General features: G+C 68.5%; 18 protein-coding genes. 8 read left to right on the forward strand and 10 right to left on the reverse strand.

The features are described from left to right. Positions 1-48: 48 nt before the first annotated feature. From NMB40_RS12965 to prpB, 7 genes are all read right to left on the reverse strand, one after another. The gene (locus tag NMB40_RS12965; RefSeq protein ID WP_494358661.1) at positions 49-1,506 is read right to left on the reverse strand and encodes a bifunctional 2-methylcitrate dehydratase/aconitate hydratase; all 1,458 of its coding nucleotides are present in this window, start codon (positions 1,504-1,506) and stop codon (positions 49-51) included. A gap of 60 nt (positions 1,507-1,566) precedes the next feature. Further along, on the reverse strand, positions 1,567-2,757 hold the full coding sequence (gene prpF, locus NMB40_RS12970; RefSeq protein WP_494358662.1) for a 2-methylaconitate cis-trans isomerase PrpF: 1,191 nt from the start codon (positions 2,755-2,757) through the stop codon (positions 1,567-1,569). 40 nt (positions 2,758-2,797) lie between these two features. Continuing rightward, positions 2,798-3,124 (reverse strand): type II toxin-antitoxin system RelE/ParE family toxin, encoded by a 327-nt coding sequence (locus tag NMB40_RS12975; RefSeq protein WP_494358663.1) that lies wholly within the window; start codon positions 3,122-3,124, stop codon positions 2,798-2,800. Continuing rightward, positions 3,111-3,368: a type II toxin-antitoxin system ParD family antitoxin gene (locus tag NMB40_RS12980; RefSeq protein ID WP_494358664.1), complete on the reverse strand. Its 258-nt coding sequence runs from the start codon at positions 3,366-3,368 to the stop codon at positions 3,111-3,113. Before NMB40_RS12980 ends, NMB40_RS12975 begins: the two co-directional genes overlap by 14 nt. Before the next feature lie 103 nt (positions 3,369-3,471). Continuing rightward, positions 3,472-6,090, reverse strand: coding sequence for a Fe/S-dependent 2-methylisocitrate dehydratase AcnD (gene acnD / locus NMB40_RS12985; RefSeq protein ID WP_494358665.1), 2,619 nt, complete (start codon positions 6,088-6,090; stop codon positions 3,472-3,474). A gap of 76 nt (positions 6,091-6,166) precedes the next feature. Beyond that, a complete protein-coding gene (gene prpC / locus NMB40_RS12990) occupies positions 6,167-7,324 on the reverse strand; it encodes a bifunctional 2-methylcitrate synthase/citrate synthase (RefSeq protein WP_494358666.1) in 1,158 nt (385 codons plus the stop codon). Positions 7,325-7,352: 28 nt separating this feature from the next. Next, complete coding sequence (prpB, locus tag NMB40_RS12995; RefSeq protein WP_068853669.1) at positions 7,353-8,252, reverse strand: methylisocitrate lyase; 900 nt, start codon at positions 8,250-8,252, stop codon at positions 7,353-7,355. A 149-nt stretch (positions 8,253-8,401) separates the two neighbouring features. On the opposite strand from prpB, the gene prpR reads away from it, so the two are divergent. Together prpR and NMB40_RS13005 are read left to right on the forward strand one after the other, a co-directional pair. Next, positions 8,402-10,006, forward strand: coding sequence for a propionate catabolism operon regulatory protein PrpR (gene prpR / locus NMB40_RS13000; protein ID WP_494358667.1), 1,605 nt, complete (start codon positions 8,402-8,404; stop codon positions 10,004-10,006). Positions 10,007-10,468: 462 nt separating this feature from the next. Further along, positions 10,469-13,015: a hypothetical protein gene (locus NMB40_RS13005; RefSeq protein WP_494358668.1), complete on the forward strand. Its 2,547-nt coding sequence runs from the start codon at positions 10,469-10,471 to the stop codon at positions 13,013-13,015. Between the two features lie 7 nt (positions 13,016-13,022). On the opposite strand, the gene pdxH is transcribed toward NMB40_RS13005, so the two are convergent. Next, complete coding sequence (pdxH, locus tag NMB40_RS13010; RefSeq protein WP_448143328.1) at positions 13,023-13,622, reverse strand: pyridoxamine 5'-phosphate oxidase; 600 nt, start codon at positions 13,620-13,622, stop codon at positions 13,023-13,025. A 41-nt stretch (positions 13,623-13,663) separates the two neighbouring features. Between pdxH and NMB40_RS13015 the strand changes: the two genes are divergently transcribed. Beyond that, the gene (locus NMB40_RS13015; protein ID WP_494358669.1) at positions 13,664-14,485 is read left to right on the forward strand and encodes a kinase; all 822 of its coding nucleotides are present in this window, start codon (positions 13,664-13,666) and stop codon (positions 14,483-14,485) included. Here the strand turns inward: NMB40_RS13015 and NMB40_RS13020 are convergent. Further along, positions 14,478-14,681 carry a dodecin family protein gene (locus NMB40_RS13020; RefSeq protein ID WP_068853673.1) on the reverse strand — a complete coding sequence of 68 codons (204 nt, stop codon included), beginning with the start codon at positions 14,679-14,681 and terminating at the stop codon, positions 14,478-14,480. The two genes, NMB40_RS13015 and NMB40_RS13020, sit on opposite strands and share 8 nt — an antisense overlap. Before the next feature lie 95 nt (positions 14,682-14,776). On the opposite strand from NMB40_RS13020, the gene NMB40_RS13025 reads away from it, so the two are divergent. The 5 genes from NMB40_RS13025 (at position 14,777) to mdtD (ending at position 19,359) form a co-directional block, all read left to right on the forward strand. Further along, positions 14,777-15,319: a shikimate kinase gene (locus tag NMB40_RS13025; RefSeq protein WP_494358670.1), complete on the forward strand. Its 543-nt coding sequence runs from the start codon at positions 14,777-14,779 to the stop codon at positions 15,317-15,319. Next, on the forward strand, positions 15,316-16,425 hold the full coding sequence (gene aroB, locus NMB40_RS13030) for a 3-dehydroquinate synthase (RefSeq protein ID WP_494358671.1): 1,110 nt from the start codon (positions 15,316-15,318) through the stop codon (positions 16,423-16,425). Before NMB40_RS13025 ends, aroB begins: the two co-directional genes overlap by 4 nt. Positions 16,426-16,500: 75 nt before the next feature. Next, the gene (locus NMB40_RS13035) at positions 16,501-16,752 is read left to right on the forward strand and encodes a WGR domain-containing protein (protein ID WP_494358672.1); all 252 of its coding nucleotides are present in this window, start codon (positions 16,501-16,503) and stop codon (positions 16,750-16,752) included. A gap of 51 nt (positions 16,753-16,803) precedes the next feature. Then, the gene (gene hemE, locus NMB40_RS13040; protein ID WP_494358673.1) at positions 16,804-17,877 is read left to right on the forward strand and encodes a uroporphyrinogen decarboxylase; all 1,074 of its coding nucleotides are present in this window, start codon (positions 16,804-16,806) and stop codon (positions 17,875-17,877) included. A 78-nt stretch (positions 17,878-17,955) separates the two neighbouring features. Then, the gene (mdtD, locus tag NMB40_RS13045) at positions 17,956-19,359 is read left to right on the forward strand and encodes a multidrug transporter subunit MdtD (protein ID WP_354277059.1); all 1,404 of its coding nucleotides are present in this window, start codon (positions 17,956-17,958) and stop codon (positions 19,357-19,359) included. Between the two features lie 9 nt (positions 19,360-19,368). Here the strand turns inward: mdtD and NMB40_RS13050 are convergent, their stop codons facing one another. After that, positions 19,369-22,866 carry a hybrid sensor histidine kinase/response regulator gene (locus NMB40_RS13050; RefSeq protein ID WP_494361077.1) on the reverse strand — a complete coding sequence of 1,166 codons (3,498 nt, stop codon included), beginning with the start codon at positions 22,864-22,866 and terminating at the stop codon, positions 19,369-19,371. Positions 22,867-22,915: the final 49 nt, after the last annotated feature.

Consider the following 22,915-nt stretch of genomic DNA (forward strand, 5'->3'; position numbering starts at 1 on the left):
GCGCAGCCAGGCAGGGGCTGGCTCTACCGCTTGACGTGTGCACAGCGGTCACCCGGCGACGTATAGCTCGACGTATTCGTGGACCGGCATCGCTTCCAGTGCGACCGGGTCCAGCGAAGCCTCGAGGATGCGACGCTGCTGCACGGTCGGGAAGGTGGCGGCCAGGTGCGCGCGGAACTTGTCTTCCAGCCTTGGGATGCCCTCGGCGCGGCGGCGGGCGTGGCCCAGCGGGTATTCGACCGTGGCGTCCAGGCTTCTGCCATCGGTGAACCGGAGCTCCAGTGCGTTGGCGATGCTGCGCTTGTCCGGGTCCAGGTAGTCGGCGGTGAAGCGCGGCTCCTCCACGCAGTGGATCTTCGCCCGCAGCGCGTCGATGCGCGGATCGGCGGCCACGTCGTCCTCGTAGTCCTCCGCCACCAGCCGGCCGAACAGCAGCGCGATGGCCACCATGTACTGCACGCAGTGGTCGCGGTCGGCCGGATTGTTCAGTGGCCCGGTCTTGTCGATGATGCGCAGGCAGGCCTGCTGGGTACGCAGGGTGATGTGCGCGATGTCATCAATGCGCCGCCCCTCCGCACGCAGCCGGGCGTGCAGCTGCATGGCCGCCTCCACGGCGGTCTGGCCATGGAACTCGGCCGGGTAGCTGATCTTGAACAGCACGTTTTCCATCACGTAGCTGCCGTAGGGGCGCTGGAAGCGGAACGGCTGGCCGCCGAACGAGACGTCGTAGAAGCCCCAGGTCGGCGCGGTCAATGCGCTTGGGTAGCCCATTTCGCCGGTGGCCGCCATCAACGCCAGCCGCACCGCCCGGCTGGTGGCGTCGCCGGCTGCCCAGCTCTTGCGCGAGCCGGTGTTGGGCGCGTGCCGGTAGGTACGCAGCGCCTGCCCGTCCACCCAGGCCAGCGAGACGGCATTGAGCATCCGCTCGCGGTCCAGCCCCAGCATGTGCGCCACCACCGCGGCGGAAGCCACCTTGACCAGCACCACGTGGTCCAGCCCGACCCGGTTGAAGGCGTTTTCCAGCGCCAGGCAGCCCTGGATCTCGTGCGCCTTGATCATCGCCACCAGTACGTCGCGCATCGTCAGCGGCGGCCGGCGCAGGGCCACCGCATTGCGGCTGAGCCAGTCGGCGGTGGCCAGGATGCCGCCGAGGTTGTCCGAGGGGTGGCCCCATTCGGCGGCCAGCCAGGTGTCGTTGAAGTCCAGCCAGCGGACCATGGCCCCGATGTTGAAGGCGGCATGCACCGGGTCCAGTTCGAACCGGGTACCGGGCACGCGCGCACCGTTGACCGCGCGGCTGCCGGGCACCAGCGGGCCCAGCAGCTTGCTGCAGGCCGGGAACGCCAGCGCGGCAAGCCCGCAGCCGAGGGTGTCGATCAGGCAGTGGCGGGCGGTGGTGAACGCCAGCGGCGAGGCGACCTTGTAGTCGCGCACGTAGTCGACGATGTCGACCATCACTGCATCCCAGGCAACGCGATCGCTGGTGGGGGAGGTATCTGACGTCATCATCGCGCTCCTGTTCGAACCGCCCCCCGAACGGTAGAGCCGGGCCCTGCCCGGCTGCCCTTACAACGTATCGGCCGGCACCCGCACCGCGCCCTCCATCAACACGCGTGCGCTGCGGCTCATGATGGCCTTGGTCACCGTCCACTGGCCGTCAACAAGGCGCGCCTCGGCGCCCACCCGCAAGGTGCCGGACGGATGTCCGAAGGCCACCGCCCCGCGCTCGCCGCCACCGGCGGCAAGGTTCACCAGCGTGCCCGGAATGGCCGCGGCCGTGCCGATCGCCACCGCCGCAGTGCCCATCATGGCGTGGTGCAGCTTGCCCATCGACAGCGCGCGGGCGTGCAGGTCGATGTCGCCCGCTGCAATCTGCTTGCCGCTGGAGGACACGTAGTCCTGCGCCGGGGCGACGAAGGCCACCTTGGGCGTGTGCTGGCGGGTGGTGGCCTGGTCGATGCTGTCGATCAGGCCCATGCGCACCGCGCCGTGCGCGCGGATCGCCTCGAACCGGGCCAGCGCGGCCTTGTCCTCGTTGATCGCCGGCTGCAGTTCGGTACCGGTGTAACCCAGGTCCGCTGCATTGAGGAAGATCGTGGGAATGCCGGCGGTGATCATGGTCACCTGGAAGCTGCCCACGCCGGGCACGTCGAGGGTGTCGACCAGTTTGCCGGTGGGGAACATCGAACCGCCCTCGCCTTCGCCGTCGTCGGACGGATCCAGGAACTCCAGCGCGATCTCCGCCGCCGGGAAGGTCACCCCGTCAAGCTCGAAATCGCCGATCTCCTGCACCTGTCCGTCCACCACCGGCACGTGGGCGAGGATGGTCTTGCCGATGTTGGCCTGCCAGATCCGCACCGTGCAGATGCCGTTGCGTGGAACGCGCATCGGATCGATGAAACCGTTGCTGATCGCGAACGGTCCCACGGCGGTGCTGAGGTTGCCGCAGTTGCCGCTCCAGTCCACGAACGCCGTATCGATGGACACCTGCCCGTAGAGGTAGTCCACATCGTGGTCGGGCACCGAGGGCGCCGAGATGATCACGCACTTGCTGGTGCTGGAGGTCGCCCCGCCCATGCCGTCGGTGTGCTTGCCATACGGATCGGGCGAGCCGATCACGCGCATCAGCAGCGCATCACGTGCCGGGCCAGGGATCTGCGCGGCAAACGGCAGGTCCTGCAGGCGGAAGAACACCCCCTTGCTGGTACCACCGCGCATGTAGGTGGCGGGTATGCGGAGCTGGGGAAGACTATTCATGAGTTGGGAACCAGAAAGAAGGTCATCGAGGTACATCTGTTTACTCGTCAGATCCCAACAGGTCATCCAGCCCGCGTGAGGCGTCCCACACCCTGACTATTTGAATGCTGGAAGGCAGATCGAAGTAGTAGACGAGGTAGCGGTCGAAACTGGAGACCACACTGAACCGAAGCGGGCCCGACGCTCCGTCAACAACGTCGGCATGCCGCAATGAACCTGACGAAGGAAATTCTGAAAGCCGAGCCAATACAGCGTCGACAGCAGCAATGAAGCGTTCGCCCAGAACCAGACCGCCCCGACATGCATACCAGTACGCCCCATCCGCAACGTCCTGCCTTGCGCTCGGGCGCCACTCAATCGGCTTCACGTCGCAAACGCTCCGCTAGTTCCTGGCGCAACTGAACAAATGTGTCAGGCGTGACCGGCACGGCGGGACCGGACGCCAAGCCCTCAGCGATCAACTGCCGCAGCAGGTTCTCTGCCTTGGCCCGTTGCCGCTGCCGAATCAGGTCACGAACGTAGTCGGAGGTGCTCGAGTAACCACCTTCACTGACTTCTTCGTCGACGAATTGCTTCAAGGGATCGCTGAGCGAGATGTTCATCGTAGCCATGGGAGTCTCTTTGGCAATTATTGCCATAGATGGTGCGCCCGCAGCTGGGTGGCCGCAAGCGCGCTCCGTTCATCGTTCAGGTTGGCGCACCGTTCGCCCTTTCTTACGCCACCTGGCTGGATTCCAGGAAGTCCTGCGCGAAGCGCTGGAGGACGCCGCCGGCTTCGTAAATGGCCACTTCTTCGTCGCTGTCGAGGCGGCAGGTGACCGGCACCAGCACCTGGGTGCCGTCGCGGCGCTTGACGACCAGGGTCAGATCGGCGCGCGGGGTGCGGTCGCCGATCACGTCGAAGGTTTCGGTGCCGTCGATGCCCACGGTCAGGCGGGTGGTGCCCGGCTTGAACTCCAACGGCAGCACGCCCATGCCGATCAGGTTGGTGCGGTGGATGCGCTCGAAGCCTTCGGCAACGATGGCTTCGACGCCGGCCAGGCGCACGCCCTTCGCGGCCCAGTCGCGCGAGCTGCCCTGGCCGTAGTCGGCGCCGGCGATGATGATCAGCGGCTGCTTGCGCGCCATGTAGGCTTCAATCGCTTCCCACATGCGCATGACCTTGCCTTCCGGCTCGACCCGGGCCAGCGAACCCTGCTTCACGGTGCCGTCTTCATTGCGCACCATTTCATTGAACAGCTTCGGGTTGGCGAAGGTGGCGCGCTGCGCGGTCAGGTGGTCGCCGCGATGGGTTGCATAGGAATTGAAGTCTTCCTCGGGCAGGCCCATCTTCGCCAGGTACTCGCCGGCGGCGCTGGAGGCCAGGATCGCGTTCGAGGGCGAGAGGTGGTCGGTGGTGATGTTGTCGGGCAACACCGCCAGCGCACGCATGCCGGCCAGCGTGCGTTCGCCCGCGAGTGCGCCTTCCCAGTACGGCGGTCGGCGGATGTAGGTGCTCTCCGGGCGCCAGTCGTACAGCGGGCTGACCTGCGAACTGTATTCCACGCGCACGTTGAACATCGGGTTGTACACGCTGCGGAACTGCTCGGGCTTGACCGCTGCCTTCACCACCGCGTCGATCTCGGCGTCGCTGGGCCAGATGTCCATCAGGCGCACGTCGTTGCCCTGCGCGTCCACGCCCAGCACGTCCTTCTCGATGTCGAAGCGCACCGTACCGGCAATCGCGTAGGCGATCACCAGCGGCGGCGAGGCCAGGAAGGCCTGCTTGGCGTACGGGTGGATGCGGCCGTCGAAGTTGCGGTTGCCCGACAGCACGGCGGTGGCGTACAGGTCACGGTCGATGATTTCCTGCTGGATCGCCGGGTCCAGCGCGCCACTCATGCCATTGCAGGTCGTGCAGGCGAACGCGACGATGCCGAAGCCCAGCTTTTCCAGGTCCGGCAGCAGGCCGGCCTCTTCCAGGTACAGCTGCACGGCCTTGGAACCCGGTGCCAGCGAGGACTTCACCCACGGCTTGCGCAGCAGGCCGCGCTCGTTCGCCTTGCGTGCCAGCAGCCCGGCGGCGATCACGTTGCGCGGATTGGAGGTATTGGTGCAGCTGGTTATGGCGGCGATGATCACCGCGCCGTCCGGCATCAGGCCCTGGGCCTGTTCGACCTTGCCCGCTTCCAGCTTGGCGGCGTCGGCAATGCCGCGCTCGGCCAGCGCGCTGACCGGCAGGCGGCGGTGCGGGTTGCTCGGGCCGGCCATGTTGCGCACCACGCTGGACAGATCGAAGCTCAACACGCGCGGGTACTGCGCGGTGACCAGGTCGTCGGCCCACAGGCCGGTGGTGCGCGCATAATTTTCCACCAGCGCCAGCTGCGCTTCCTCGCGGCCGGTCAGGCGCAGGTAGTCGATGGTCTGGCCATCGATGTAGAACATCGCCGCCGTGGCACCGTATTCCGGGCACATGTTGGAAATGGTGGCGCGGTCGCCGATGGTCAGCGCGGCGGCGCCTTCGCCGTAGAATTCCAGCCATGCACCGACCACGCGCTGCGCGCGCAGGAATTCGGTCAGGGCCAGCACCACGTCGGTGGCGGTAATGCCCGGCTGCGGCCGGCCGGTGAGCTCAACGCCCACGATGTCGGGTAGGCGCATCCACGAGGCGCGGCCGAGCATGACGTTCTCCGCTTCCAGGCCGCCCACGCCGATGGCGATCACGCCCAGCGCGTCCACGTGCGGGGTGTGGCTGTCGGTGCCCACGCAGGTGTCCGGGAAGGCCACGCCGTCCTTTACGTAGATCACCGGCGACATCTTCTCCAGGTTGATCTGGTGCATGATCCCGTTGCCCGGCGGAATCACGTCCACGTTCTGGAAGGCCTGCTTGGTCCAGTCAATGAAGTGGAAGCGGTCTTCGTTGCGACGGTCTTCGATGGCGCGGTTCTTCTCGAATGCCTGCGGATCGTAGCCGCCACATTCCACCGCCAGCGAGTGGTCAACGATCAGCTGCACCGGCACCACCGGGTTCACCTTGGCCGGGTCGCCACCGCCGTCGGCGATGGCATCGCGCAGGCCGGCCAGGTCGACCAGTGCGGTCTGGCCGAGGATGTCGTGGCAGACCACGCGGGCCGGGAACCACGGGAAATCGAGATCTTGGCCGCGCTCGATCAGCTGCCGCAGCGAGGCCTCCAGGGTGGCCGGGTCACAGCGGCGCACCAGGTTTTCAGCCAGCACGCGCGAGGTGTACGGCAGCGTGGCATAGGCGCCCGGGGCGATCGCATCGACCGCCGCGCGGGTATCGAAATAGTCCAGCGAGGTGCCGGGAAGGGTCTTGCGGTAATCAGTGTTCATGGCTGGCGGTAGCTGCTTGTGTTTGGCGGGCCGTGCGGGGAAACGGGAAAGGCCGGCCCGTAGGCCGGCCCTTCTTTCAGCGGCGCTGGTCGATCGGCACGAAGGCCTGGTCTTCCGGGCCGGTGTAGTTGGCGCTGGGGCGGATGATCTTGCCGTCGATGCGCTGTTCGATCACGTGCGCGCTCCAGCCGGAGGTGCGGGCGATCACGAACAAGGGGGTGAACATCGCGGTCGGCACGCCCATCATGTGGTAGCTGACGGCGCTGAACCAGTCCAGGTTCGGGAACATCTTCTTGATGTCCCACATCACCGATTCCAGGCGCTCGGCGATGTCGTACATCTTCATGTTCTGCTGTTCGCTGGACAGTTCGCGGGCCACGTCCTTGATCACGTTGTTGCGCGGATCGCTGACGGTGTACACCGGGTGGCCGAAGCCGATCACCACTTCCTTGCGCTCGACGCGGGCCTTGATGTCGGCCTCGGCCTCATCCGGTGAGTCATAGCGCTTCTGCACTTCGAACGCCACTTCATTGGCCCCGCCGTGCTTGGGGCCGCGCAGCGCGCCGATGCCACCGGTGATGCAGCTGTACATGTCGCTGCCGGTACCGGCGATGACGCGGCAGGTGAACGTGGAGGCATTGAACTCGTGCTCGGCGTACAGGATCAGCGAGGTGTGCATCGCCTTCACCCAGGAATCCTGCGGCTTCTCGCCATGCAGCAGGTGCAGGAAGTGGCCACCGATGGAGTCATCGTCGGTTTCCACGTCGATCGCGCGCCCGTTGTGGCTCCAGTGGTACCAGTACAGCAGCATCGAGCCCAGGCAGGCCATCAGCTTGTCGGCGATGTCGCGCGCGCCGGGGTGGTTGTGGTCGTCCTTTTCCGGCGACACGCAGCCGAGCACGGAAACGCCGGTACGCATCACGTCCATCGGGTGCGCCGACGGCGGCAGTTCTTCCAGCGCGGCCTTGACCGCGGCGGGGATGCCACGCAGCGACTTCAGCTTGGCCTTGTAGGCGACCAGCTCGGCGCGGGTGGGCAGCTTGCCGTGCACCAGCAGGTGGGCGATTTCCTCGAACTCGCTGGTGTTGGCCAGGTCCAGGATGTCATAGCCGCGGTAATGCAGGTCGTTGCCGCTGCGGCCGACGGTGCACAGCGCGGTGTTGCCGGCGGCGGTGCCCGACAGGGCGACGGACTTCTTCGGCTTGAAGCCGGGGGCGGTGGTTGCTTCGCTCATGATCCCTCCAGAAAACAATGGTGCGACGTTACTTCTTGGCGGCGAACAGCGCGTCGAGCTGCTGCTCGAAGGCGTGGTAGCCGATACGGTCGTACAGTTCCTCGCGCGTCTGCATGCTGTCCACCACGTTCTTCTGGTGGCCGTCGCGGCGAATGGTCTCATACACGTTCTCGGCGGCCTTGTTGGCCGCACGGAACGCCGACAGCGGGAACAGCTGGATGGCCACGCCGGCCGAGGCCAGTTCGTCGCGGCTGAACAGCGGGGTCTTGCCGAACTCGGTGATATTGGCCAGCACCGGCACCTTCACCGCATCCACGAAGCGGCGGTAGGTGGCCAGGTCGTAGGCCGCCTCGGCAAAGATGCCGTCGGCGCCTGCTTCCACGCAGGCGATGGCGCGCTCGATGGCGGCATCCACGCCGTCCACCTGGATGGCGTCGGTGCGCGCGATCAGGAAGAAGTCGGGGTCGGTCTTGGCATCCGCCGCCGCCTTGACCCGGTCCACCATCTCGCCCTGGGTGACGATTTCCTTGCCCGGACGATGCCCGCAGCGCTTGGCGCCGACCTGGTCTTCGATATGGCAGGCGGCCGCGCCGGCCTTGATCAGCGATTTGACGGTGCGCGCGATGTTGAACGCGCTGGGGCCAAAGCCGGTGTCGATGTCGACCATCAGCGGCAGGTCGCACACATCGGTGATACGGCGCACGTCGATCAGCACGTCTTCCAGGGTGTTGATGCCCAGGTCCGGCAGGCCCAGCGAACCGGCCGCAACGCCGCCGCCGGACAGGTAGATGGCACGGTAGCCGGCGCGCTGCGCCAGCAGGGCGTGGTTGGCGTTGATCGCCCCGATCACCTGCAGTGGCGATTCGGCGGCCAGCGCGGCGCGGAAACGGGCGCCGGCGGAGGAAACAGGGGTGCTCATGGGCAACATTCCATCGTGATTGACCCTGCCAATGGCGCAAGTCACGTGCCAACGGGTAAGTCATTGATCTGGTTACACCCGGCCAGCCAGCCCGGCGTTTCATGTTGAAACATTGAAACAGATGTAACATGGATGAAACTGAAACACGGCCGCTGCCCATGTCGATCCGCCTGCCCCGCCCTCGCCTCCCTGATCCCGACCCCGGCGCGCTTCCGGTGATCTGGACGGTCAGCGTGTCGCGGCTGACCGGCCTGCTCGGTGATGTCATTCCCGAGTTCGACCGCCGCGCCCGGATCGTGCCGATCAATCTCGGCTTCGAGGAAGCCGTGGATGTGATCGGCCAGCGCCTGCGCCGCGAGCACTGCGACGTGGTGATTGCCGGCGGCTCGAACGCGGCCTACCTGCGCAGCCGGCTGGAGGTACCGCTGGTGCCGATCCAGGCCAACGGCTTCGACCTGATGGAAGCGCTGGCCCGGGCCCGGCGGATCGCACCACGGATCGGGCTGGTCACCCATGCCACCGACGTGCCCAGCTTCGGCAGTTTCCAGCACAGCTTCGGGCTGGATATCGAACACCGCCGCTTCGTCACCCGCGAAGATGCGCGCGACTGCATCGCCGACATGCGTGCCAACGGCATCGAGGTGATCGTGGGCACCGGCATGGCCATCGACCACGCCGAGCGGGTGGGCCTGCCCGGCGTGCTGCTGTACTCCGCCGATTCGGTGCGCCAGGCCTTCGAACACGCGTTGGAATTGACCCAGACCCTGGCCCGCTCCGGCGTGGCGGCACCGCGTCGGCGCCCCCCTGCCCGGCCGCGCCCCACGGAGCATCGCCTGCTCGGCGACAGCGCCCCGATGCAGCAGGTGCGCGAACGCATCGCGCTGTATGCCCCGCACGACAGCACGGTGCTGGTCACCGGTGCCACCGGTACCGGCAAGGAACTGGTCGCCCGGCAACTGCACGCCGCCAGTGGCCGCAGCGGCCGCTTCGTGGCCCTCAACTGCGGGGCGATCAGCGAATCGCTGCTGGAGGCGGAGCTGTTCGGCTATACCGAAGGCGCCTTCACCGGCGCGCGGCGTGGCGGGCGGGTGGGTCTGGTCGAAGCCGCCGATGGCGGCACCCTGTTCCTGGATGAGATCGGCGAGCTGCCGTTGCCGCTGCAGACGCGCCTGTTGCGGGTGCTGGAAGAGCGCGAAGTGCTGCGCGTGGGTGCCACCGAACCCACCGCAGTGGATGTGCGCGTGGTGGCGGCCACCCTGCAGACGCTGGAGTCGCTGGTGGAGGCGCAGCGCTTCCGGCGCGACCTCTACTACCGCCTGGCCGCGCTGCGGATCGCGCTGCCCACCCTGCGCGAGCGCCCGCAGGACGTGCCGATGCTGCTGGAGCACTTCTTCCAGCAGCTGGGCCAGCGACCCTCGCCGCTCGATGCCACCGCCACCGAACGGTTATGCGCCTACGCGTGGCCGGGCAACGTGCGCGAACTGCGCAACCTGGTGGATCGCCTGCGCATCCACTGGCGAACCGAACAGGGCGTACTGGGACTGGCGCAGCTGCAGTCGTGGCTGCCCGAACTCCTGCCGGGTACGGCAGGCGCTGTCGCGGCCGCTGGCGCCGCGTTGCAGGCGGGGCCTGCGCCCACACGCCCCTCGCCAGCAACCCTTCAGCAGTGGCTGCTGGAACATCACGGCAACCGCGAACAGCTGGCCGCGCGGCTGGGCGTATCCCGCACGACGCTGTGGCGCTGGCTGCGCCAACCCGTTTGACGAAACCGCTGACCGCGTTTTTGCGCATCCCGAGCCTGCTGCGACATTTCTGATACGCAGAGCAGGCTTCAACCGACAACGCATTAGCGAAATTCCTAAAGCCAAATGCGGATATCCGGTTGTGCGACATGTTCATCATTTCGTCTGCTGCACGGGCAGGAACTGACAGCGCGGGACATGCAGGGGAACCGGATACGTCCTGCCGCGACATCACCGCGCCGGACGCATTGGCCTGTTTGCTGCCGGGATTTCCTGCCAGCCCAAGCGTTGGCGTCCGATGCCGGTGCGCGCGGACCGATACACGCCATCGATGACGTCCAGAGGAAGAAAAGTTCGGTGGCCCGTGCAGGAGGTTCATCAACGGAAACCCCGGGTGAACTGTTTGCGAGCGCGGCGATGTCCAATCGCCCGCCGCACGGCTAGGTTCCAGAGCGTTGATCCGCCCACCACCGAGGACACCGCATGTTCCCAGCCACGCACGCCAGGCCCCTTTCCACCCTCGTCACCCGCGCCACCGCGCTGACCCTGCGCAGGCAGCGCGATGCCGCGGCTGGCCCGAGCCGGGCCATCCCGCTGACCGGCATCAGCAACCACGCGACCCGGCCGCAGCCCGCACCCGCCCGCGTATCGCGGATGCCCGCTGCAGCGGCCAATGCGGACCAGGAGCGGGAGGATGCACCCAGCGCACCCGGCCCCACCGAGCAGGCACTGGCGGTGCTCAGCGGGCAGATCCACGCCTTGCTGGCACAGTGCCGCGCTGAAGCGCCTGCGGATTTCGGCAAGGCCCTCGACGCGCTGGCCCTGGACCCGCAACAGCCGTTGGCCCGCAAACAGAGCGGCGCGCTGCTACGTGCGATCAAACGCCTGCCCAGCGGCAGCCGTGTTCCCGAACGGCAGAAGGCACTGCGCACTGCGCTGTACGACCTGACCCGCGCCGCACGCGCCGAGGCGATGCTGCACGAGCAGATCGCACGCCACACCGAACGCGAACGCATCAACGCGCTGCCCGGCTCGCAGCGCAGTGCCGGCACCGGCGGCATGTTCGGCGTCCGCTTCGGGTTGCCGGGGGCGGTCCATGCCGGTGCCACCGTCGGTGCACGCCAGGAAACCAGCACCGCGACCTTCGATGACCTGACCATCGGCACCGTGCGCAGCGCCATGGTGAGGGCCGAAGCGGCCGCGCAGGCCAGCATCGCACCGGGCGTAGGCCTGGAAGGCACGCTGAGTGGGTATACCACCGAAGGGGATGCGGACATCTCGATGTCGATGCGTACCCGCGTGCTGCGCCTGGCCCATGCATCGGTCGCGCGCCGACTGGGCGGCAATGCCCTGCAACGCGCGTTCAAGCGGGTGACCGAGCCGCGGCGCGACCGCTATGACGAGCGCGCCAGCCGCGCATTGGCCTGGCAGACGAGGTTGCCGGTCCTGGTGGGTGCACAGACGACGGTACCGCCGCTGGCCTTCGGCAAGCGGGGACTGTTGATCACCGCGGGCATGACCACCCACGGCGGCGCGCTGACAGCGAGCGCCGGCTACGGCATGGGACGGCTTGCTGCCACAGGCGCGGTGGACCGCGTGGAACTGCGGGCCGCGCTACCTACCCGGCTGACCGAACTGGACGACGACGGCCTGCCGGCCAGCAAGGACACCGGCATCCGCAGCGTGCTCGACACCCGCGTCTCGCACCGGGTTGCCGGCGTGCAGCCGCCGCGCTCACCCGCGCTGAAGCTGGTGCGGCTGGCGATGGGCGAACCCCGGCACCCGGACGACCTGGCCAGGCGGATGGAGGCCGTATCGCACGTACGGGCGGCGTTCGACCACCTGCAGGCACTGGATGAGCTGTCGCTGCGCGACCCGGCGAAGGCGCGTGCACCGCTGGCGTCGCTCGCACGCGACTGGGGCAGCCACGCAACCGCCCGCGAGCCGGTCATGATCGCGATGCTCGACACGCTGGCCTGGCTGCAGGCCGCCCCCGCGCCTGACGCGCGGGCACCGGCAGCGCACGCGGCATGGTCCCGCCTGCAGCGCACCGTCCAGGCCGAAGCGCGGCGCATCCACGACACCACGATGCCGCATGACCGCGCCTGGGTGTACCGGGCCACCCATGCCTTCCGCGAACAGATCCAGCGCATCGCCACCACACGCGGCAGCCTGTCGCTCTCTGCATCGTTGCCGCTGCTGACCGCCACCGGAGAGATCGGCGTGGCACGCCATGTGCGCCAGGATCCGGATCCCCTGCGCAACGGCGACTACCTGGAGCTGACCGTTGCCGCCCACCTCGCGCCTGCGCTGGGCACCATCCTGTCCGAGGTGGAGCGGAAGTTGCCGGAGTGGGGGGCGCTGCCCCTGCACGAAGCCGAAGCATTGATCGCGCCGCTGTCGGCCGACCTCGGGGTCACCGGCACCAGCCGCCTGCTGGTGCGTTTCTTCCGCCCTTCCTTCCAGACCGATCCAGACTTCCCGCCGTCCGCGCGCGGCAACCACCTGCATGCGGTGCGCCTGGCCACCGGCACCGCGCAGTCGCTGGGCGTGACGGTACCGGTGCCGGTGCTGCCGGGGCTGGCACCGACGATCCGGGTGGAGCACAACCGCGCAACCCAGTTCACCCGCTACGACCGGCTGGGCGAAGGCACGCTGACCAGCCCGCTGATGCGCTACCTGTCCCTGTGTTCGGCCACGCAGCCCCGCGCTGAGACCTGGGCCGCGCTGCTGGATTCGCATGGTGCCGACCTGGACCGGCTGGCCGAGGCGCTCACGGACCCCGGCTCCGTACCTTCGCTGGAGGCGCGTTACTGGCTGCAGCGCGAGCCCACCACCACCATCGGTGGTGCCACCACCCGCCGCGACAATGCCGATACCCGCACGCTGGACGCGTTCGCGCAGGCGGCCGATGCCGAGACCCGGCGCGACCAGCTGCATGCGTTGTTCGAAGCGGTCGGCGCCATCACCACCCGGCAGAAGGCGATGTCGTCGCTGATCGGCGCATTGACCCTGCCGGTGGTCGGATGAGCGGCGCTTACGGGTACAACAGGCGCTTGCCCCACTGCCCGTTGGCGTCGATCTCATAGCACCAGCGTTCATGCAGGCGGAACTGCGCGCCGTACCAGAACTCGATCCGGCGCGGCACCACGCGCAGCCCACTCCAGCCCTCCGGCCGCGGCACATCGCGGCCGGCGAAGCTGGCCTCGGCGGTGGCCACGCGTGTATCGAATTCCTCGCGCGAGGCCAACGTGCGCGACTGCAACGACGCCCACGCGCCGATCTGGCTCAGCCGCGGCCGCGAAGCAAAGTACGCGTCGGCCTCGGCATCGCTTACCTGTTCCACGCCGCCTTCGATGCGCACCTGGATGCCGGCTTCACGCAGGCTGCGCCACAGGAACAGCAGCGCGGCGTGCGGGTTGGCCTGCAGTTCGCGCCCCTTGTGGCTGTCCAGGTGGGTGTAGAAGACGAAACCGCGCGCGTCGAAGGCCTTGAGCAGGACCGTGCGCGCCGAAGGATGGCCGTCGGCAGTGGCCGTGGCCACCGTCATCGCGTTGGGTTCGATTTCAGCGCTGCCCTTGGCTTCATCGTACAGGGCGGCGAAGGTGGACAGCGCTTCAGCGTAGAGATCGGTCATGGTCGGTTTCTTGCGGCTCGGTTTGGGTTTATTGTCACCGCATGCCCGTTGCTGCGTACATGCCCCGGAACAAGGGATTCCCCGATGCACTGGTCGCGCAGGCGCTGGACGACGCGTTGGCCGTGGCGGCCACGGTGCCAGTATTGGCGATCAGTGGCCTGCAGGGCAGCGGCAAATCGACGCTGGCCGCCCAGGTGGTGGCCCTGGCCCAACAACGCGGCCTGCGTGCAGCGGCACTGTCCATCGACGACTTCTACCTGACCCGCGCCCAGCGCCAGCGGCTGGCGCGCCAGGTGCACCCGCTGCTGCTGACCCGTGGCCCGCCGGGCACCCATGACCTGCCGCTGGCCCACGCGACGCTGGACGCGATTGCCGCGCGACGCCCGCTGGCGTTGCCCCGCTTCGACAAACTGGCCGACGAGCGCGTGCCCGAAGCACAGTGGCCCCGACTGGACGGCGGGCTGGACCTGCTGGTGTTCGAAGGCTGGTTCCTGGGCACGCCGGCGCAGGCCGACGACCCGCTGGACACCCCCCTCAACGCGCTGGAACGCGAGGCCGACGCCGACGGCCGCTGGCGCCGCTGGTGCAACCAGGCCCTGGCCGACCAGTACCCCGCATTGTGGCAACGCTGCGACCGGCTGTGGTTCCTGCAGCCGCCGGATTTCGCGGTGGTGCCGCGCTGGCGATGGCAGCAGGAGCAGAACCTGCAGGCCGCCCAGCCCGAGCGCAGCAGCATGAGCCGCGCCCAGCTGGAGCGGTTCGTGCAGTACTACGAACGGGTGAGCCGCCAGGCACTGCGCACGCTGCCGGCGCTGGCCGACCGGGTGGTGGTGCTGGACGAACAGCGCCGGATCGTCAGCTGACCAGGAAGGTCACCCGCAGGTTGACCCGCCATTCGGTGATGTTGCCCTGCCCGTCGGTGACCACCTTGGTCTCGTTGATCCAGGCCCCCTGGATGCCCTTGACCGTTTCGGACACCTTCTTCAGGCCGCTGCGGACCGCGTCTTCGACGCTGGTAGGCGAGGAGGCGTTGATCTCGATGATTTTGGCCACTGACATGGGCGTGCTCCAGCTGCGCGCGGGACATTCCGCACCGCCCACCATGGGGTCCGCCGCGTAAAGGCCGCGACACGGAGGTGTTAGCATTCCGGGTAATGAATCCCGCTCCGAACCTCATCCTGATTGGCCCGATGGGCGCCGGCAAAACCTGCATCGGCCGGCGTCTTGCCGAACGCTTCACCCTGGACTTCGTGGACGCCGACCAGGCCATCGTCGACGCGGCCGGGGCCAGCATTCCGACCATCTTCGAGCATTCGGGCGAGGCCGGCTTCCGCCAGCACGAACGCCAGGTGCTGCAGCAGCTGCTGGCCGGCCAGGGACAGCTGATCTCCACCGGCGGTGGCGCCGTGCTCGACGCCGGCAACCGCGAGGCGATCGCGCAGCGCGGCTTCGTGGTCTACCTGCGGGTGAGCGTGCCGGCCCAGCTGGAGCGGCTGGCCCGCGACCGGGCCCGGCCGCTGCTGCAGCGGCCGGACCGCGAGCAGGTGCTGCACGAGATGGCAGGCGTGCGCGACCCGCTGTACCAAGGGCTGGCCGACCTCACCCTGGATACCGATCTATACACGCCCAGCGAGGCGACCGCGCAGCTGGTGCTGCGCCTGGCCTCGCAATGGCAGCGACTGGAACCTTCCGCATGACCGCGTCCCCCCGCACCGTCGCCGTTGGCGGCGACACCCCCTACACCATCCATATCGGCCCCGGCCTGCTTGCCCAGGGCGAACTGCTGGCGCGCCACGTGCGCGGCCGCCACGTGCTGCTGCTCAGTGATTCGTCGGTGGCGCCGCTGTACCTTTCCGGGGTCAAGCAGGCGCTGCTGGACGAACGTCCGGACCTGTTGATCGGCGAGCTGGTGCTGCCCGCCGGCGAAGCCTCCAAGACGCTGGCCAACTTCGGCGCGGCGATCACCGCGCTGGCGTCGCTGGGCGCCACCCGCGATGCGTGCGTGATGGCCCTGGGCGGTGGCGTGGCCGGCGACCTGGCCGGGTTCGCCGCGGCCTGCTGGATGCGCGGGGTGGACTGCGTGCAGCTGCCGACCTCGCTGCTGGCCATGGTCGATTCGTCGGTCGGCGGCAAGACCGCGGTGGACATTCCGGAAGGCAAGAACCTGGTGGGCGCCTTCCACCCGCCGCGCGCGGTGATCGCCGATACCGCCGCGCTGCGCAGCCTGCCGCCACGTGAGCTGCGCGCCGGCCTGGCCGAGGTGATCAAGTACGGCGCGATCCGCGACCCACTGTTCTTCCAGTGGCTGCAGGCCGAACACGCCGCGCTGCTGGCGGGTGACGATGCGGCGCTGGCGCAGGCCATCGCACGCAGCTGCGAACACAAGGCCGAGATCGTCGAACGCGATCCGCTGGAACGCGGCGAGCGCGCCCTGCTCAACCTGGGCCACACCTTTGGCCATGCGATCGAGACCGAACAGGGCTACGGCGCGCCGGGCAACGACAACCTCAACCACGGCGAAGCCGTGGCGGTGGGCATGGTGCTGGCGGCGCGGCTGTCGGCCCAGCTGGGCATGAGCCACGACGACGACACCACCCGCCTGCGCGAGCTGCTGCTGCGCTACGAACTGCCGGTCGCCATTCCGGCCGGGCTGGCGCCCGAGGCGCTGCTGGCGCGCATGCGGCTGGACAAGAAGAACGTGGCCGGGCGCCTGCGCCTGGTGCTGTGGCAGGGCATCGGCCGTGCCGAAGTGGTGGCCGACATCGACGAAGCCGAGGTGCTGCGCGTGCTGGCCACCGGCTGAGCTGCGACCGTTTGCCGCGCCCGCCCGACGGGCCGGTGACGGCCGCGTTGCCGGTTCGCGGCTACAATCGCGGCCATGCGCATCTTCCTGCAGCAACCTGCCAGCGGCACCGATCCGACCCGCTACCTCCAGCTCAGCCTGCAACCGGACCTGTTCGGCGGCTGGGAGCTGCTGCGCGAGGCCGGGGAGATCGGCCGGCCCGCCAAGCTGAACCGCCAGTTTTTTGCGGACCAGGCCCAGGCCGAGGCCGCGTTTGAAAAGGCGCGCGACACCGAGCTCAAGCGCGGTTTCCAGATCACCTACACCAGCGGTGTGCCGCCGCGCTGAGCGGCCCGCCTCCCCCTGGCCCTGCGCCACCCGATTCCAAGGAAGCATCCCGTGACCAGCCCCTCCCGCCACGATCGCCTGCTGCGCGCCCTGCGCCGCGAACCGGTGGACTGCACCCCCGTCTGGCTGATGCGCCAGGCCGGCCGCTACCTGCCCGAGTACCGCGCCACCCGCGCCAAGGCCGGCAGCTTCCTGGCCATGGCCAAGAACCCGGACATCGCCTGCGAAGTCACCCTGCAGCCGCTGCGCCGGTTCGACCTGGACGCGGCGATCCTGTTCTCGGACATCCTGACCATTCCCGATGCGATGGGCCTGGAGCTGTACTTCGTCGAAGGCGAAGGCCCGAAGTTCCGCCACCCGGTCCGCGATACCGCCGCCATCGCCAGGCTGGCGGTGCCGGACATGGAAACCGAGCTGCGCTACGTGATGGATGCGGTGCGCGTGATCCGTCGTGAGCTGGACGGCCGCGTGCCGCTGATCGGTTTCTCCGGCAGCCCGTGGACGCTGGCCTGCTACATGGTCGAAGGCGGCGGCAGCAAGGATTTCGCACGCATCAAGGCAATGGCCCTGAACGAGCCGGCCGCACTGCACCAGCTGCTGTCGGTGGTGACCGATGCGGTCATTGCCTACCTGGCCGCCCAGCGCGCCGCCGGCGCGCAGGTGCTGCAGGTGTTCGATACCTGGGGCGGCGTGCTCAGCCCGTCCATGTACCGCGAATTCTCGCTGCGCTACCTGACCCGCATCGCACGTGAGCTGGAGCGCGGCGATGGCGGACGGCGCACCCCGCTGATCCTGTTCGGCAAGGGCACCGGCCTGCACCTGGCGGACCTGGCCGACACCGGCGCCGATGCGCTGGGCGTGGACTGGACCCTGGACCTGGCCGACGCGGTCGCCCGTACCGGCGGCCGCGTGGCGCTGCAGGGCAATCTGGATCCGGCCACGTTGTACGGCAACCCGGACGCCATTGAACGCGCCGCCGGCCAGGTGCTGGACAGCTATGCGCGCGGCAACGGCGGCTCGCGCGAGGGCCACGTCTTCAACCTCGGCCACGGCATGTCGCCCGACATGAACCCCGAACACGTGCAGGTACTGGTAGAAGCCGTACATTCCATCAGCCAACGTTGATTTCACCGCGCGATGCCCGTCACCGGGCATTGCCCCGCATCTGCGATCATGTGCACCTCGTTGATGAAGGTGCACACGATGACGACCCCCAGCTACGCCTCGTTCCGGCCCCTGTTGTGGCTGGTGTCGCTGGCGATCTTCATGCAGATGCTGGATTCGACCATCGTCAACACCGCCCTGCCCGCCATGGCCCGCAGCCTGGGTGAAAGCCCGCTGCAGATGCAGTCGGTGGTGTTCAGCTACGCGCTGGCGGTGGCGACCTTCATTCCCGCCTCCGGCTGGATCGCCGACCGCTTCGGTACCCGCCGCACCTTCCTGGCGGCCATCATCCTGTTCACCCTCGGCTCGCTCGCCTGCGCGCTGGCGCAGACCCTGCACCAGCTGGTCGCCGCGCGCGTGCTGCAGGGCGTGGGCGGCGCGATGCTGCTGCCGGTCGGCCGCCTGGCGGTGATGCGCTCGGTCTCGCGCGAGCAGTTCCTGCGCGCCATGAGTTTCATCGCCATCCCGGCGCTGGTGGGGCCGCTGATCGGCCCGACCCTGGGCGGCTGGCTGGTGGAAGTGGCGTCCTGGCACTGGGTGTTCCTGATCAACCTGCCGATCGGCGTGATCGGCTATGTGGCCGCGCTGAAAATCATGCCCGACCACTACGCCGAGCACCGCACCCGCTTCGACATCGCCGGCTACCTGATGCTGGCGTTCGGCATGGTGGTGCTGTCGCTGGCGCTGGACGGCATTTCCGGCATGGCCACCCCGCATGCCCTGGTGATGCTGATGACCGTGGCCGGACTGGCCGCACTGGTCGGCTACTGGCTGCACGCGGCCAACTCCACCGCGCCGCTGTTCTCGCTGGCGCTGTTCCACGTGCCGAGCTACCGTATCGGCATCCTCGGCAACCTGTTCTCGCGGATCGGCAGCAGCGCCATGCCGCTGCTCATCCCCCTGCTGCTGCAGGTCGGCATGGGCATGAGCCCGATGAACGCCGGGCTGTTGATGATCCCCGTGGCCGCCGCCGGCATGCTGTCCAAGCGCTACGCGGTCAAGCTGGTGGAACGCTTCGGCTACCGTCGCGTATTGATGGTCAACACCGTGCTGGTGGGCCTGGCCATGGCCAGCTTCATCTTCATGGTCCCCGGCCAGCCGATGTGGCTGCGCGTGGTGCAGCTGGCCGTGTTCGGCGCGGTCAATTCGCTGCAGTTCACCGTGATGAACACCGTGACCCTGCGCGACCTGGACCGCGATTTCGCCAGCTCGGGCAACAGCCTGCTGTCGATGGTGATGATGCTGGCCACCGGCTTCGGTGCCGCGGCCGCAGGTAGCCTGCTGGCCGCGTTCGAGCACCTGGACACCCTGCACGGCGCCACCGCCGCCCTGCATGCCACGTTCGTGTGCGTGGGCGCGATCACGCTCACCTCCACCGTCATCTTCTGGCAGCTCCCCGATACCCGTCCCTCACCGCGCGATGTAGAAGAGGTCGCCGAATAGGCGACCTCCTCACCCCCGCCCCTCAACCACCACCCGCGCGATCGCCTGTTCCAGCAGGTCACCGGTCACCGGCTTGCGCAGGAACCCCTGGAAGCCGGCCTCGCGCACCTGCTGTTCGATGCCCGGGTCGGTACGCGCGGTAACCGCCAGCAACGGCATTGCATAGCCCTGGTTGCGCAGGTGCCCCGCCAGTTCCATGCCACCCAGGCCGGGCAGGTCAAGATCCAGCAGCACCACGTCGAACGGCGCATCGCTCACTTCACGCAGCGCTGCCAGCGCGTGCGCGGCGTGCACCACCTCGTGCCCGCGCGCGCTCAGCAGCCCGATGATCACGCTGGCCACGGTCTCGTCGTCTTCGACCAGCAGCAGGCGCAACGGCGGCAAGGGGTGGCCTTCGGCAACACCGGCGCTGCCGACCGTGGCGTCGGCCATCTGCAGCGGCAGCGGCAACGTCACGCTGAAGCGCGTGCCCACGCCCAGCTGGCTTTCCACCCCGATCTGGCCCTGCATGGCCAGCGCCAGTTCGCGGCAGATCGCCAGGCCCAGGCCGCTGCCACCGTACTGCGCGGCAGTGCGCGCACCGTCGGCCTGCTCGAAGCGCCGGAACAGGCGCTGCTGCTGGTCGCTGCTGATCCCGGGCCCGGTGTCGGAGACTTCGAAGTAGAGCCCGCGCGCCGGCGCCAGGGCACGCACCTTCAGGCGCACTTCGCCGCTGCTGGTGAACTTCACCGCGTTGCCCAGCAGGTTGAGCAGGATCTGCCGGACCCGTACCGCGTCACCCACGCTGCACAGGCCAGGCGCCAGTTCGTTGTCGACCAAGAAGCGCAGCCCTTTCTGCTCGGCCAGTGCCGCCATCAACGTGCAGGCATCATCGATCACGCCCTGCAGTGCAAATGGCTGCGCCTGCAGCTGCAGCCGCCCCGATTCGATCCGCGCCAGGTCCAGCGCGTCGTTCACCAGGTGCAGCAGGTGCTCGCCGGCATGCCGGATCGATTCGGTGTAGCTGCGCTGCTGCGCGTTCAACGGCGAGCCCAGCAGCAGCTCGCTCATGCCCAGCACGCCGGTCATCGGCGTGCGCACTTCGTGGCCCAGGTTGGCCAGGAAGCGCGTCTTGGCGGCCGATGCCTGTTCGGCCAGTTCCTGCTTGTGCAGGGCCAGCTGGTAGGCGTGGCGGCGTTGCACGCGGCGCCGGTACAACCAGGCGAACAGGCTCATGAGCAGCAGGGCGATCGAGGCCATCACCAGCAGCCCCGAAACGCTGCGCCACCAGGGCGGCATCACGCGGAACTCCAGCACCTGCACCCGCGACCAGACCAGGTCGGCCGAGCGCGCCTGCACCTCAAGCCGATAACGCCCGGGCGGCAGCCGCGAGAACACGCGCTCGCCGCCCGGCCCCACTTCCACCCAATCCGGGTCGTAGCCGGCCAGGCGGTAGCGATAACTGTTGGACGACGAGTCGGCAAATGACAGCAACCGCGCCACGATGCGCAGGTCGCGGTCGGCATCGGCGATTTCCAGCGGCGCCAGGTGGGTCAGGTCCAGCACCCGCTCGCCGCGGCGTACCTCGACGCGTTCGATCACCAGCGGCGCGCGCCGGGTCGCCGGGCGCACCTGGTCCGGATCGAACAGCACCACCCCGGCCGGCGTGCCGCCGGCAATATGGTTGCTGGCCGTGCGCACCAACGTGCCGCGGCGGAATTCCTGGCTGGGCAGCCCATCGCGCACGCCGTACTGGCGCACGCTGCCCTGGTTGGGATCGACGCGGATCAGGCCGCGCGAGCTGGCGGCCCACACGATGTCCTGGGCGTCGACCACCAATCCCGTCGCCGACAGCTGCGGGAAGCCCTCTTCCGGCCCGACCTGCGCCTCACGCTCGAGCCGCTTCCCGTTCCAGCGGTAGCGGATCAAGCGACCTTCTTCCGACACCCACACCGAGCCATCGTTGGCCGGCGCCAGGGCATGGCTGGCGACACCCGCCGCGCCGGGCACCGCCTCGAACCGCGCACGCGAAGGCACCCACTGCAGCAGGCCCTGGTTGGTGGCCACCCAGAGATGGTCCTGCGGACCGCACATGAGGTCCAGGACCAGCTGTCCGGGCGCCAACCCTGCCGTACCGGCCGCGATCCGCTGCCGCACGCCGCCGTCCAGGCCGCGCTGCTGCAATCCGCCGGACGACGCGCTCCAGACCCCGCCGCCGTCGCACAGCACCAGCGCATCCACGTCGCCTTCCATGGCGGCGTCGGCGCCGGCATCACTGCCCCAGCGTTGCAGGGAGCCGGTACCCGGGTCGTAGCGCAGCAGCGCTTCGTGCGATCCAATCCAGACATGGCCGCGCGGGTCTTCCAGCACCGACAGCAGCCACTGCGGACCGTCCACCCAGGTCCGGTGCTGGTCCACCTTGCCGGTCACCGGGTCGAAGCGGTCCAGTGCGCCATGGGTGCCCACGGCCCACACGCCGCCATTGGCCGATGCGGCCATGCCCAGCACGTAGCCGTTGCGAAGCGAGGCCGGATCATCCTCCAGCCGCGACAGCACCGAGAACTGCCACCAGCGCGGCAGCAGGTGCCACAGGCCACTGTTGGTACTGGCCAGCCAGATCCCGCCTTCGCGGTCTTCGTACGCGCCGGTCCAGTTGGGGCGCACCTGGCCACGGGCCACCGCGCTGTACAGCGGCACCTGCTGGAAGCGGTCCTGGTAGGCACGCCCGAGACCGGACCGGGTGTCGAGCCAATACCCGCCCTGCTCGTCGCGCAGCATCATGCCCAGTACCTGGTCGCCGGCATCCACCTTCCACGGCGCCGGGGCGAAGCTGCCGTCCGCGCGGCGCACCACCGTGCCGGCATTGGTACTGATCCACAGGCTGCCATCGAGTTCGGCGGTCAGCCCATTGACCAGCGGCGTGGGCAGCTTGGACGCGGGCACCCGCTCGAAGTCGCGGCCGGTCCAGCGCGCCAGCCCCGCCTTGGTGCCGACCCACAGGCTGCCGTCACGGGTGGTGGCCATGTGCGTCACCGACGCTGCCGGCAGGCTGCGCCGGTTGCCCGGCTCCGGCATGAAGCGGGTGATCACGCCATTGCGGTCGAGCCGGTGCAGGCCGCCTTCGTAGGTGCCGAACCAGAGCGCCCCGTCGCCGGTGGAGGCCAGGCTCCAGATCGTGTTGCTGCCGATCACCGGGTTGCTGGCACGGTCGAAGAAGCGCAGCTCGCGGCGGTCGGCCGACATCATCGCCAGCCCGGCATTCTCGGTGCCGATCCACAGCTGGTTGCGCGCATCCACGTGCACACTCCACACCATGTTGTCGCGCAGCCCATCTTCGGCGCGCCAGACACGGTAGTTGCGGCCATCGAAGCGGGCCAGGCCATCATTGGTGGCCAACCACAGGTAACCGTAGCCGTCTTCGGCCATGCGATTGACGGTATTGGATGGCAGGCCATCGAATACGGTCAGCTGCCGCGGCGTTGGCGGAACCGGCTGCGCGGCCGCCAGCGACGGCCACAGGCACAACATCCCGAACAGGAGCAGCCAACGCGTAGGCAACACCAAGCAATCTCCTGGA

It is taken from the genome of Stenotrophomonas sp. FBCC-B152, from assembly GCF_059134105.1.